Source organism: Providencia rettgeri (assembly GCF_041075285.1).
Taxonomy (GTDB): Bacteria; Pseudomonadota; Gammaproteobacteria; order Enterobacterales; family Enterobacteriaceae; genus Providencia; species Providencia rettgeri_G.
Genome location: NZ_CP163512.1, coordinates 1,353,272 through 1,366,005 on the forward strand (window position 1 = coordinate 1,353,272; position 12,734 = coordinate 1,366,005).

The following is a 12,734-nucleotide window of genomic DNA, read 5'->3' on the forward strand; positions in this document are numbered from 1 at the left end:
TAAAAAAATTTACCTCAAAGTGACAACTTGGTAACCTTAGCATTACTCTTGGATATGTGTATTTTAATCACTTGATGATTACTAGAAATAATTATGGATAAAAAGAAGTATTATCTCGAACTTTCAGATAATCTCTCTGCTTTACTGGCGGGAGAATATGATTTAATTGCCACCTTGGCAAATACCAGTGCGTTATTATATGAGCGTTTAGATGGTGTTAACTGGGTTGGCTTTTACCTGAGTAATGGGCACGAGCTGGTTTTAGGTCCATTCCAAGGGAAAGTGGCATGTGTTCGCATTCCATTCGGTAAAGGGGTCTGTGGTACGGCATTTAATGATATCCAAGTTCAGCGTGTTGAAGATGTTCATGCTTTCCCTGGTCATATCGCTTGTGACGCCGCAAGTAATGCTGAAATTGTCTTTCCACTGGTGGTAAATGGTCAAAATATAGGGGTTTTAGATATTGATAGCCCAAATATTAACCAATTCGACCAAGAAGATGAAAAAGGGTTACAACACCTTGTAAACCAGTTGTGTCAGCATCTTGCAATGTGTTCTATGCCAAAATATTACTAAATATTGGGCTGTAAAATTAATAGTAACGTGGCAATTGTTAGCAACACGATTATAATGTCGGCTTGTTCATGCCCGTGAGGTTGGCAAAATCGTTGTTATCAGGAAATTTCATGGAAAATCAACCTAAGTTGAATAGTAGTAAAGAAGTTATCGCATTTCTAGCAGAGCGTTTTCCTCGCTGTTTTATCGCTGAAGGCGAAGCACGTCCGTTAAAAGTCGGAATTTTTCAAGATATCGTAGGGTGCTTAACTGAAGAAGATGGTATTAGCAAAACGCAACTGCGTTCAGCATTACGCATGTATACTTCGAGTTGGCGCTACCTTTACGGTGTTAAAGAAGGCGCAAAACGCGTTGGCCTAAATGGCGAAGATTGTGGTGAATTAGATGCTGAGCATATTGCTCATGCGCGTCAACAATTAACAGAGGCAAAAGCGCGCGTTCAGGCACAACGTGCTGAGCAAAAAGCGCAAAAACGCCCTGTAGCGAGAAAAACGGGTGAAAAACCGACTCGCAAGACAGACGCTACTAATGATAAAGCCCCACGTCGTCGCCCATCAGACAATAAAGAACGCCCGCAAAGTACATCAACCAAAACACCTCGTCGTAACAATCCAGCTCCTGAGCAAAATCTGCAATCAGTGACTGATATCAACGCACTTAAAATAGGTCAAACTGTGAAAGTGAAAGTCGGTAGCAGCTTGATGGACGCTTCCGTTCTGGAAATTGCGAAAGATGGTGTTAGAGTTCAATTGCCAACTGGACTGGCAATGATTGTACGCGCGGAACATTTAAAGTTCTGATACGGAGGTCAACCAGGTCATGAACAAATTTCTTAAAGTTGCACTAGTCGTTAGTTTAGCGACTTTCGGCAGTGCAATGGCTAATACTCAAGCAGTGGCTCCGGTCACTGCTGCTCAGTTACCTGTCTTAAAACAGAGCGCACAGCACGGCACCGTCAGTGAAAGGGTAACCTCACGGTTTACGCGTTCACATTATCGCCAATTTGATTTAGACAAGGCGTTTTCTGGGAAAATATTTGATCGTTATCTCAATATGCTAGATTTCGGTCACAATGTTTTACTTCAATCCGATGTTGACCAATACGCTAAAGATAAAGGAAAAGTCGGTCAATGGCTTGAGGATGGCAAATTAGATACGTTTTATGATCTGTATAATCTGTCTCAGGAAAGACGTTTCGAACGTTTTAAGTATGCATTAGCACGTTTAGAACAACCGATTGATTTGAATGCGACGGATTCGATTGAAGTTGACCGTTCAAAATCACCTTGGCCAAAAGATAAGCAAGAGCTTGACCGTCTTTGGGATCAAAAAGTCCGTTATGATTGGTTAAACTTAAAACTTTCAGGCAAAGATGACAAAGAAATCAAAGAAAAACTCACTAAGCGTTATAACTTTGCGTTGCGTCGCTTAACCCAAGCGCAAAGTGAAGATGTTTTTCAGTTAATTGTGAACGCATTTGCCCGTGAAATCGATCCGCACACCAGTTATCTTTCTCCTCGTAATACAGAGCAATTTAATTCTGAAATGAGTCTTTCATTAGAAGGGATCGGCGCTGTTTTGCAGCAGGATGATGAAAATACGGTGATTAACTCCCTCGTTGCAGGGGGGCCTGCGGCTAAGAGCAAAGAACTGAAAGTCGGTGACAAAATTATCGGCGTTGGTCAAATGGGTAAACCGATTGTTGATGTTGTGGGTTGGCGTCTGGATGATGTTGTTGCATTAATCAAAGGGCCTAAAGGAAGTCAGGTTCGTTTGGAAGTCGTTTCTGATACTAAAGGTGCGAAACCACATATCGTTACTTTAGTGCGGGAGCAGATCCGACTTGAAGACCGTGCCGTAAAACTGACGATCAAACAAGAAGGTAAAGATAAAGTTGCTGTGTTGGATATTCCAGGCTTTTATGTTGGTTTAACCAATGACGTAAAAACACAACTGCAAAATATGTCAAAAGATAATGTTTCTGCGTTAATTATTGACCTTCGTGGCAATGGTGGTGGAGCATTAACGGAAGCTGTTTCGTTATCAGGTTTGTTTATTCCGAAAGGGCCAATTGTTCAAGTGCGAGATAACAATGGTCAAGTTCGTCAAGATGTTGATGATGATGATGTTATTTACTATAAAGGGCCATTGGTTGTTTTAGTTGACCGTTTTAGTGCATCAGCTTCTGAAATTTTTGCCGCAGCAATGCAAGATTATGGTCGTGCGTTAATTGTCGGTGAACCTACATTTGGTAAAGGCACTGTTCAGCAGCACCGGAGTTTAAGCCGTGTTTATGACCAGATGTTGAAACCGGAATGGCCATCATTGGGATCTGTGCAATATACCATCCAGAAGTTTTATCGTGTCAATGGTGGTAGTACGCAACGTGAAGGGGTTACTCCAGATGTGGTGATGCCAACGGGGCAAGATCCTGCTGAAACGGGGGAAAGCTTTGAAGATAATGCGTTGCCATGGGATAGTATTCCTGCTGCGAACTACAGTAAAGTTGGTGATATTTCATCGGATTTATCTGCCATTAAAACCAAGCACCTCGCTAGAATTAGTCAGGATCGTGAATTCAATTATATCGATGAAGATATTGCGCGCTATAAAGTGAATAAAGAAAGTAAAAATCTGATTTCATTAAATTACGCACAGCGTAAGAAAGAAGATGATGAAATCGAGGCGACGAAGTTAAAACGCATAAATGAACGTAATGCGAAAGAAGGTAAGCCATTACTGAAAAAACTGGAAGACTTACCAAAAGATTACGAAGCGCCAGATCCTTATTTGGACGAAACGGTGAAGATGGCGGTTGATTTGGCTAAGCAAAATACCAAAATGCTATCCAGTAATTAGTCGTTCTAAATATCTTATTAAAGCCAGCTTACGCTGGCTTGAGGTTGTTGACAAAGTGGGATAAAAGCGTGGTTTTTCCCACTTTGTGTTATCAAGCGAAAATCAATATATTGATTTTCCTTGTTTATTTTCAAAATCTATCCAACCTGCTGCCAAACATGTTATGTTTGGCAGCCGTCTGAAGCCAGCTTATGCTGGCTTTTTTTGTTATGGTGGGTTGACCTTATTTAATAGCACTTTTATCCGCACTCACACTGTTTATTTGGGCGAGCCATTGCACTTCGTGAACCGTCAGTTTTAATGGTTTGGCTATAAAAGGGCGGTGTAATGTATAAGTTTGATTGGCAATTTTAATCATAGGTATTTCAGCTAACTTTTTGATTATCGTGTTTTCCTGTTGGGAAAATTTCGCCTGAGCATAATCTTGTAACAAGTCCCTATGTTTTTTTGTTGGATGACAGTTTTTAGAGTGAAAAGGTAAATGTATTGGCATATTTTTCTCGAGTAAGTGTATGTGTAGATTTATTTATACAGGGTATTTCTTTCCCTATCTTGTAAATTAAGTGGTAGGAAGGGTTATTTTGCTGCAGCTTTATTTAGGGGGGCGGAGTTTTTGATAGGTGAATGCTGGAATAATTGAGTTGGATTATTTATTTCATGAGTGTGATTAACTAAATTAATGTTCTGATGGTGGATTGCTTTACCTTTACTTAATTTATCCTAAACTTTTGGTGTAGCTCCCATAAACATGAGGCAATACCATGCGTAAAATACTTTTAGGATCGATAGTCGTTAGTATCATGATGGTTTCAGCGGTTAATACAGCGAATGCGAGGAATTATCCTTGCTCAGGCAGTAAAGGTGGAATAGAGCGCTGTGAAGATGGCAAATTTATTTGTAACGATGGCTCGACAAGTCGTTCAGAGCAAGTGTGTACGATTGAATTAAAAAACGATATCAATAGCAAGGCGGGCATTGTTGGGGGAGGGATTGGAGCAGGCGTCGCGAAACAATCCAGTAAAGCCTCTGATAAGGCGAAAACAGTGAAAGATAACGTGTCTAAAGAAGTGGAGAAAGAGACGAAAGAAAAGGCAAATAAAGTTGCGGACAAAGACGTGACTAAAGAGACAAAAGAAAAAGCGTCAAAAGCGGCAGACAAGAAAGAGACAGTGAAAGAAACAAAAGAAAAAGCAAATAAAGTTGCGGACAAAGACGTGACTAAAGAGACAAAAGAAAAAGCGTCAAAAGCGGCAGACAAGAAAGAGACAGTGAAAGAAACAAAAGAAAAGGCAAATAAAGCTGCGGACAAAGACGTGACTAAAGAGACAAAAGAAAAAGCGGCTAAAGCAGCTGATAAAAAAGCCGCAGTGAAAGAGACAAAAGAAAAGGCAAGTAAAACGGCGGATAAAGAAAAGTCAAAAGTAGTGAAAGAAAAAGCGACTAAAGCAACTGATAAGGAAAAGGCAAATAATTAAAGTCCCCATTTTTCTGTTTCGCTAACATTGTCATGATAATGCCACCTTCGGGTGGCATTATTTTTGGTGTATAATTTTCATTAAAAGTTGACTATTGCTTATTAGGCTAGGAAAGTCAGCAAAAGCTCTGATAAATACATTATTCAGCGCTATTTTGCGCAAAAATTAGCTTTCTCTATTCAATTAAAAACAAGTTGAAATTGAACGGGTTAAAAAGTGAACCTTTTAAAACAAATAGTTAAAATTCGAATGCGTATCGCCAAAAGCGTGTACTGGAGACTTTTACCCTTTTTTAGTTTTGCTATGTAAAGTTATGTTGTTTTTTGCTGTTTTCGTGTTAATTGACTTGAAATAGTGTGAAAAAACCTTATTTATAAAGTAAATTCTACGTGATCTTAGTTTTTACCAAGGAATACAAAAAAATGATGAGAATTGCTTTATTCTTGCTCACAAACTTAGCGGTTATGTTTGTGTTTGGAATAATATTAAGTTTAACGGGTATTCGCGGCAGCAGTGTTCAAGGCTTGCTCATTATGGCGGGTCTGTTTGGGTTTGGTGGTGCTTTTATTTCATTGTTAATGTCAAAGTGGATGGCACTGAAATCGGTGGGCGGTGAGGTTATTGAAAATCCACGTAATCAAACTGAACAATGGTTAATGACAACGGTTGCGCGTCAAGCACAGCAAGTCGGCATTAAAATGCCTCAGGTCGCTATTTACCATGCACCAGATATCAACGCGTTTGCAACAGGGGCGCGTCGCGATGATTCATTAGTTGCAGTGAGTACAGGGCTACTTGAAAATATGAGCCGCGATGAAGCAGAAGCCGTTATCGCCCATGAAATCAGCCATATTGCTAATGGCGATATGGTTACAATGACCTTGCTGCAAGGTGTTGTAAACACCTTCGTCATCTTTATTTCTCGTATTATTGCCCAATTAGCAGCTGGCTTTATGTCAAATAATGATAACGAAAGCGAAAGTAGTAACGGTAATCCGATGGTTTACTTTGCGGTTTCCATGGTATTGGAAATTGTGTTTGGTATCTTAGCGAGCATTATTACCATGTGGTTCTCTCGCTATCGTGAGTTCCATGCTGATGCAGGTTCGGCAAAATTAGTTGGGCGTGAAAAAATGATCGCAGCCCTGCAAAGATTGAAAACCAGTTATGAGCCGCAAGAGGAAGGGCGTTTGATGGCATTTTGCATCAATGGCCGTGGTAAGGCATTTAGTGAATTATTCCTATCACATCCACCGTTAGACAAACGCATTGAAGCGCTTCGCTCCGGTGAATATTTAAAATAGTACAAAAGGCCACTTCTAATGAAGTGGCTTTTTTAATGTATATTAATAGGAATAAAAAAAATGAAACTTTCAAATAGTGTTAGCGGTGCCTTGAGAACTTTCGCTTATTTTATGACCAGTGGTAGCCACTACATGCTCAATGGTATTGATTATGTTGAATTATGTGCAGATGATCCTAGTTTAGTCGAGCAAGTGTATGCCATTTTAATCAATACATTAGAACTTGATGAAAATGGCGATGTTATTAACTTCACATACGCCCAAAAACGCGCGACTGACTATATTCGTTGGTATGATGATCACTCTTATGTCGTTGATCCACCCTATGAGGATTGGGAAATTGCGCTACATAGTATTCCAACAAGCTAAATCCAAATTAAGGGTTTATAAAAAAGCCTATAGGACACAGCTAGCCTTATAAGTAAAAAATATCTATTTATTTAATAATGCATCTTCAACATAGATATCCATAATAAGCTATATTAATTCTAGTGATAGCGTATTTCGCTAGGAGATATGTAGGCTTTGATGGTCAATTTTTATTTGAATTACAGCGATTTTAGGCAAGGGGAGAGGTTCCCCGCTTAGTGAAATCGACAAGTGCCCCTAACATCAAACGGGTAATGTGCTTTGATGGAACTCGCAGAACAGCGTTTAGAGACAATATCTGATTCACGTCGTCGTCAGTCAACATGACGGAGCCATTCATCCATTTATTGGGTTGTTTTTTGGCCGTTTTTAACGGTAAAAATCAGCAACCAAGATAAACAGACCCTAGTGTTTAATTTTCAAAAGGATAGCCATATGGACGTACTGGTTAAAACAATGCTTTTCGGTAATTCATTTCAAACAGTCGCTAACCCCGCACGACTTGTCCCCATTAAATTTGAAATTTACCAATCAGACCAAGGGTTTTACCATCGAATTTATAAAGAAGTGGGGATGTCTGGGGCAAATTTAGGACAGGTATTTCGTGTGTGGGCATTTGAAGAACAAACAAGTTGGGATAAGCAAACGAAGAATACAACACTTGATGAATATGTGAGTTATTGCAAGAGCTTGTATACGCAAGCAGAACAATAAATAAGATAAAAAAAACCCCCTTCATAGGGTTTGAAGGGGGAGCTAAATGAATAAAGAATGGTTTAATTCGTTAATAAAGATAGATGATTTCGGTAACAAAAACTTAGTTATTTGTGCAGTTAATCCATTCTTTGCTATTTTTATGCTTTAAATAGCATTTATCGCTAAATAATCTATTGGCGATAACCAGTTTTAATTTGTTCTAAGATACTGGTATAGGTTTCTGCTTGTTTTTGGTCTTCCATTTGAGCAACTTCGCGTTGCATTTTGATCAAAATCTTACCTGCATCAGCTTGACCAATAGCTTTAAGCATATGGGTGACCAAATTTTTTAAGCATGTTACTTCATCGGCAAGTGCGTTGACATCAGGTTCAGTAGGAAAATGGGTTTTCATTAAATCAATCCTTTAAGAAAAAAGTAATTTTATCAAAAGTAATTTTATCGATTGTAGCATAGAAAAAATAATATGTGCTTTCAGATAAATAAGATGTATGTAATCAGAAAATAAAGCAGCTAAATAAGCATCTATTAGTTGAATTTTTCAGCATGAGCTTAGCTGAATTTTGCAGCATTATATTTTTGATAGAGGGCTAACAGTAAGTACAACTCTTTTTTGTTCATGATCAACACCGAGAGCAAGCTTTAAAATAGCCAAATAGTTGTGATACAATTCACATAATTCGGTGAGTAGCGCAATAAAACACCGTTTAATCGTTCAGTTTAGTTCTAAACAAATATTTTCCTATGTGCCATCGTCATAAATCGGCAATCGATTTGTGTAATTAGCTTATGGAAAACTGAAGGCAAAATAAATAATGACACAAGTATCGAGAAAAACCGCTTGGATCCGCGTTTTAGCGTTAGCGGTTGCTGCATTTGTTTTTAATACAACAGAGTTTGTCCCTGTTGCATTATTAAGTGATATTGCAGCCAGTTTTGACATGACGGTGGCGCATACAGGATTGATGATCACCATATATGCGTGGGTGGTGGCGTTAATGTCGTTACCGTTAATGTTATTAACCAGTAAAATCGAACGCCGTAAGCTACTGGGCTTCTTATTTGTTATTTTTATTATTAGCCATATTGTTTCAGGTTTTGCGTGGAACTTTAACATGTTAATAGTGGGGCGTGTTGGTGTTGCTTTATCTCATGCGGTGTTTTGGTCGATCACGGCATCATTAGCTATTCGTGTGGCGCCAGCGGGTAAAAAAGCACAAGCGTTAGGTTTGCTGGCAACGGGGACGGCGTTAGCCACTGTTTTAGGTTTGCCAATCGGTCGTATCATCGGGCAGTTTTTAGGCTGGCGAGTGACGTTCTTGGGTATTGGTGTCGTGGCATTACTCACTATGATTGCGCTGCTTCGCTTCTTACCGCGCTTACCAAGTGAACATTCTGGTTCGTTGAAAAGTCTTCCCGTGATATTTAAACGTCCTGCGTTAGTGGGCATGTTTGCACTTACCGTGTTAGTGGTAACCGCACACTTTGCTGCATATAGCTATATTGAGCCATTTGTCCGTGATGTGGCGCATCAAAGTCAAAACTTTGCTACGGTATTACTGTTGATTTTTGGCGCATCAGGGATCATCGGTAGTGTCATTTTTAGTCGCTATAGCACTAAGCTCTCCTTAATATTCTTACCCTCAGCGATAGCTTTAATGACGCTGTGCCTGCTATTGCTGTTACCTATGGGGGCAAATGCATGGTCACTGGTTCTATTGTCGATATTCTGGGGAATTGCGATGATGTGCATTGGCCTAGGGATGCAGGTCAAAGTGATTGATTTAGCACCGGATGCCACAGACTTGGCCATGGCTATCTTCTCTGGGATCTTTAATATCGGGATCGGCGGTGGCGCATTACTGGGTAATCAAGTGATTGTACATCTGGGGATGACGCAAATTGGTTATGTAGGGGGGGCGATTGGTGCAATATCCCTTGTCTGGTGTCTCTATTTGTTTAGGCGTTATAGCCAAATCTTAAGTGATAAGCAGGTCCTTGCTGCACAACATTAACAATCTAGCTTGATGTAATATTAAAATAAGCTCTGTACCGCTTTTAACGGCTACAGAGTTTTTTCTGTTTTCTGTGCTATTTGTTTCTTTTAATACAACACTAAGGATCACCGATGAAAGGTCTAAGTTTTCTCTTAATGTCTATTCTTGCCGAAGTCATTGCAACAACCACACTAAAAGCCTCTGAGGGGTTTAGCCGTTTTTGGCCGTCATTAATTGTGATTATTGGCTATGGCGTCTCTTTCTGGGGGTTATCACAGGTCGTGAAAGTGATGCCATTAGGGATTGCTTATGCCATCTGGTCTGGCTTAGGAATTGTGCTTGTTTCGGTCGCTGCAATTTTTATTTATAACCAAAAACTCGATTTACCTGCAATTATTGGTATGCTATTAATTATAGTTGGTGTTTTAGTAATCAATTTATTTTCAAAAAGTAGCGCACATTAGTGCAAGGGATGACAACGGTTTAACGGGAGATAAAGCGCATGGGGCGTAAGGTCAGTCAGTTATTAAAATCGGTGATGGCAGTGGTGGTTGCCGGAATAATGTCAGTGATGTTATCGGCTTGTGGAAACTCAGAAGTGAATAAAACCGTTGATAATTCTGCAACTCAATATGCGAAGCAAGTGGTTAATTTGGGCCCAGGCGCTCAAGAAGCTTGCGTTTCAGCAGGGGGATTACCTGCATTAACGTTTGAGCTGAATGGCGATAAAACTGCGGTCTGCCAATTTGCAAATGGCAAACGTTGCGCTGCAAATGTGATCCAAAGTGGTGCTTGTATTTAATCTTTATTCAAGCTTTACAAAAGAAAGCCCCCTTTAATTGGGGGCTTTGAGGTTGTTGACAAAGTGGGATAAAAGCGTGGTTTTTCCCACTTTGTGTTATCAGCCGAAAATCAATATATTGATTTTCCTTATTTTTTCAAAACCTATCCAACCTGCTGGCAAACCTAATCGGTTTGTCAGCAGTCTGAAAGCCCCCTTTAATTGGGGGCTTTTTACATGTTTCAGTTCAGATATGACTAACGTGATTTTTTACTAGGGAAAAATTGACTAATGAGTACAATAACCGCAACTAAAATATAAGCTGCAAAAATACCAATTAACCACTGCGGCATATCAAGACCGATAAATACCCACTGCCTTACAGCGCAGTCACCCGTTGCTTCAAACATGGCAGGAACCCACTCTTGCAGAGGTAGCCAGTCAGGGAAGTTGACAAAGAAATCGCAAGAAGCAAATGGTGAAGGATAAAGTTGCAGCATGGTGTGTTCCCATGCGAGGCTTAAACCACGCCAAGCGGCGTAAATCCAGATAACAATCGCAACCCAGCGAACGATAACATTCCGTGGTGCGATGGCACCAATTAAGCCTGCGAACATCACGCCTAACAATGCAACACGCTCATAAATACACATTACACAGGGTTGTAATTTCATGACATGTTGAAAATACAGTGCGGCACACTCTAACATAAAGGCGGTAAAGGCCATTAATAGCCACGCGCCTCGTCCTTGTGAGCAGTAGTTAAAAAATCGAAACATACGTGAGATATCCTAATTGAGTGATGCGCACATTTTGCCCCTATCTGACTGATAAAAAAAGCGCTTAAAGCAAAATAAATACCGTTTCTAGTTAGGTTTTACCAAACATTACAATCAGGCGCTAGGAAAAACGCCTGATTGATATTACACATCATCACTACCCAAAAGATATTAAACCAATGGCGCCCATCCAATGTGTTATTGGCACCAACCAATACTCAATGCCTAATAAGCCAACAATGGTCATGACAATGGTATAAGGAAGAGCCATCCATACCATTCGACCATAAGATAAACGAATTAATGGGGAGAGGGCTGAGGTTAATAAAAATAAAAATGCGGCTTGTCCATTAGGTGTTGCCACCGATGGGAGGTTTGTCCCTGTGTTGATGGCTACGGCTAAGAATTGGTATTGTTCCGCTGAAATAAGCCCTTCATTTGCGGCCTTCATGGCTTCTGTAATGTACACTGTACCGACAAAAACATTGTCTGATACGGCAGATAGCAAGCCATTAAACAGATAAAATAAGGACAGTTGAGAGGACTCGGATGATTGTAATACGAACTGAATAAACGGTGTGAATAGCTGTTGGTCAATAATAACAGCAACGATGCTGAAAAATACGGTTAATAATGCGGTGAAAGGGAGGGCTTCTTCGAACGCTTTACCCAGTGCATGTTCGTCAGTGATGCCACAAAATGCAGTCGTTAACACAATCACGGATAAACCGATAAGCCCGACTTCGGCAAAATGGAATGCTAAAGCGACAATAAGCCATATGCCAATTAAGCCTTGCACCCACAATTGTGCTTGTTCCCTTTTTGTCCGTTTGGCACTCATTTTTTTATCGTGGTCGGTTAAAATTTGGCGCACACTAGTTGGTAGTTCTGCCCCATAACCAAAGAGTTTGAATCTTTCAACTAAAAAACAAACGACTAACCCACAGAGGAAAACTGGGATAGTGACAGGTGCCATGCGAATATAAAAAGTAATAAAATCCCAATCAACGTGTTTGGCGATGATTAAATTTTGGGGTTCACCGACCATGGTCATTACACCACCCAAGGCCGTACCAATCCCAGCATGCATCATTAAACTACGTAAAAACGCGCGAAATTGCTCCAAGGTTTGTTTTTGTTCGCTGCTATTGATGAATTTATCATTTTGCAGGTCAATATCACTGTGTTGATTTGATGCATATTGGTGATAAATAGAATAGAAACCAATTGAAACGCTGATCACGACAGCAATGACGGTTAAAGCATCTAAAAAAGCAGATAGAAACGCACTTGCTAAGCAAAAAGCTAATGACAGAATTCGTTTAGAACGGACGTTTATCAGTAATTTGGTAAATACAAATAACAAAAGCTGCTTCATAAAATAGATACCAGCTACCATGAAGATCAGCAGTAAAACGACTTCAAGATTGTTACTGATTTCATGGGAAATCTGCGCAGGGCTTGTCATACCAATGAGCACGGCCTCGATTGCGAGTAGGCCACCGGGTTGTAATGGATAGCATTTTAATGCCATTGCTAATGTGAATATAAATTCAATCACTAATAGCCATCCAGCAATAAACGGGCTGGCAAAATAGAAAACAATAGGGTTAATGATGAGAAAAGTAATTATCGCAAGCTTGTACCAATCAGGTGAATTCCCAAGAAAGTTTTTCAAAAATGCACTTTTTAAACTAAAATCCATTATGATCCGTTATCCTCTTATTGGATGTCATGTGACATCACATACTACTCTTATCTTTTACGGATTTTAAGTCTATTTGCTAATTGATACTGTATGAATTATATGGGAATTCTATGATTTGCTAACTATATCAGAGGACGACAATCTGGTATGATTTCCCCAATATCCGTTTAA

General features: G+C 39.8%; 14 protein-coding genes. 10 read left to right on the forward strand and 4 right to left on the reverse strand.

The features are described 5' to 3' along the window. Positions 1 to 93: 93 nt before the first annotated feature. From AB6N04_RS06100 to prc, 3 genes are all read left to right on the forward strand, one after another. Entirely contained in the window at positions 94 to 576 is a 483-nt protein-coding gene (locus AB6N04_RS06100; protein ID WP_369311003.1) for a GAF domain-containing protein, read from the forward strand. Positions 577 to 686: 110 nt separating this feature from the next. Beyond that, positions 687 to 1,376, forward strand: coding sequence for an RNA chaperone ProQ (proQ, locus tag AB6N04_RS06105; protein WP_369311004.1), 690 nt, complete (start codon positions 687 to 689; stop codon positions 1,374 to 1,376). 19 nt (positions 1,377 to 1,395) lie between these two features. Continuing rightward, positions 1,396 to 3,435, forward strand: a complete 2,040-nt coding sequence (gene prc, locus AB6N04_RS06110) for a carboxy terminal-processing peptidase (protein WP_369311005.1) — start codon at positions 1,396 to 1,398, stop codon at positions 3,433 to 3,435. 223 nt (positions 3,436 to 3,658) lie between these two features. Here the strand turns inward: prc and AB6N04_RS06115 are convergent, their stop codons facing one another. Continuing rightward, entirely contained in the window at positions 3,659 to 3,928 is a 270-nt protein-coding gene (locus AB6N04_RS06115; RefSeq protein WP_369311006.1) for a hypothetical protein, read from the reverse strand. 268 nt (positions 3,929 to 4,196) lie between these two features. Between AB6N04_RS06115 and AB6N04_RS06120 the strand changes: the two genes are divergently transcribed. The 4 genes from AB6N04_RS06120 to AB6N04_RS06135 all read left to right on the forward strand — a co-directional run bounded on the left by AB6N04_RS06120 (position 4,197) and on the right by AB6N04_RS06135 (position 7,297). Next, on the forward strand, positions 4,197 to 4,910 hold the full coding sequence (locus AB6N04_RS06120) for a cell envelope biogenesis protein TolA (protein WP_369311007.1): 714 nt from the start codon (positions 4,197 to 4,199) through the stop codon (positions 4,908 to 4,910). Positions 4,911 to 5,332: 422 nt separating this feature from the next. Next, entirely contained in the window at positions 5,333 to 6,214 is an 882-nt protein-coding gene (gene htpX, locus AB6N04_RS06125) for a protease HtpX (protein WP_369311008.1), read from the forward strand. Between the two features lie 60 nt (positions 6,215 to 6,274). Further along, a complete protein-coding gene (locus tag AB6N04_RS06130; protein ID WP_369311009.1) occupies positions 6,275 to 6,583 on the forward strand; it encodes a hypothetical protein in 309 nt (102 codons plus the stop codon). Between the two features lie 435 nt (positions 6,584 to 7,018). Next, entirely contained in the window at positions 7,019 to 7,297 is a 279-nt protein-coding gene (locus AB6N04_RS06135; protein ID WP_369311010.1) for a hypothetical protein, read from the forward strand. A 173-nt stretch (positions 7,298 to 7,470) separates the two neighbouring features. Here AB6N04_RS06135 and AB6N04_RS06140 read toward each other — a convergent pair whose 3' ends face one another. Then, complete coding sequence (locus tag AB6N04_RS06140) at positions 7,471 to 7,692, reverse strand: DUF2594 family protein (RefSeq protein ID WP_369311011.1); 222 nt, start codon at positions 7,690 to 7,692, stop codon at positions 7,471 to 7,473. A gap of 421 nt (positions 7,693 to 8,113) precedes the next feature. On the opposite strand from AB6N04_RS06140, the gene AB6N04_RS06145 reads away from it, so the two are divergent. The 3 genes from AB6N04_RS06145 to AB6N04_RS06155 all read left to right on the forward strand — a co-directional run bounded on the left by AB6N04_RS06145 (position 8,114) and on the right by AB6N04_RS06155 (position 10,097). After that, on the forward strand, positions 8,114 to 9,313 hold the full coding sequence (locus tag AB6N04_RS06145; protein ID WP_369311012.1) for a sugar transporter: 1,200 nt from the start codon (positions 8,114 to 8,116) through the stop codon (positions 9,311 to 9,313). 113 nt (positions 9,314 to 9,426) lie between these two features. Next, positions 9,427 to 9,759 carry a multidrug efflux SMR transporter gene (locus AB6N04_RS06150; RefSeq protein WP_369311013.1) on the forward strand — a complete coding sequence of 111 codons (333 nt, stop codon included), beginning with the start codon at positions 9,427 to 9,429 and terminating at the stop codon, positions 9,757 to 9,759. A 38-nt stretch (positions 9,760 to 9,797) separates the two neighbouring features. Further along, on the forward strand, positions 9,798 to 10,097 hold the full coding sequence (locus AB6N04_RS06155; protein ID WP_369311014.1) for a DUF333 domain-containing protein: 300 nt from the start codon (positions 9,798 to 9,800) through the stop codon (positions 10,095 to 10,097). Positions 10,098 to 10,333: 236 nt separating this feature from the next. On the opposite strand, the gene dsbB is transcribed toward AB6N04_RS06155, so the two are convergent. Then, positions 10,334 to 10,855, reverse strand: a complete 522-nt coding sequence (gene dsbB / locus AB6N04_RS06160; protein WP_369311015.1) for a disulfide bond formation protein DsbB — start codon at positions 10,853 to 10,855, stop codon at positions 10,334 to 10,336. 157 nt (positions 10,856 to 11,012) lie between these two features. Then, a complete protein-coding gene (gene nhaB, locus AB6N04_RS06165; RefSeq protein WP_369311016.1) occupies positions 11,013 to 12,560 on the reverse strand; it encodes a sodium/proton antiporter NhaB in 1,548 nt (515 codons plus the stop codon). Between the last annotated feature and the right edge of the window lie 174 nt (positions 12,561 to 12,734).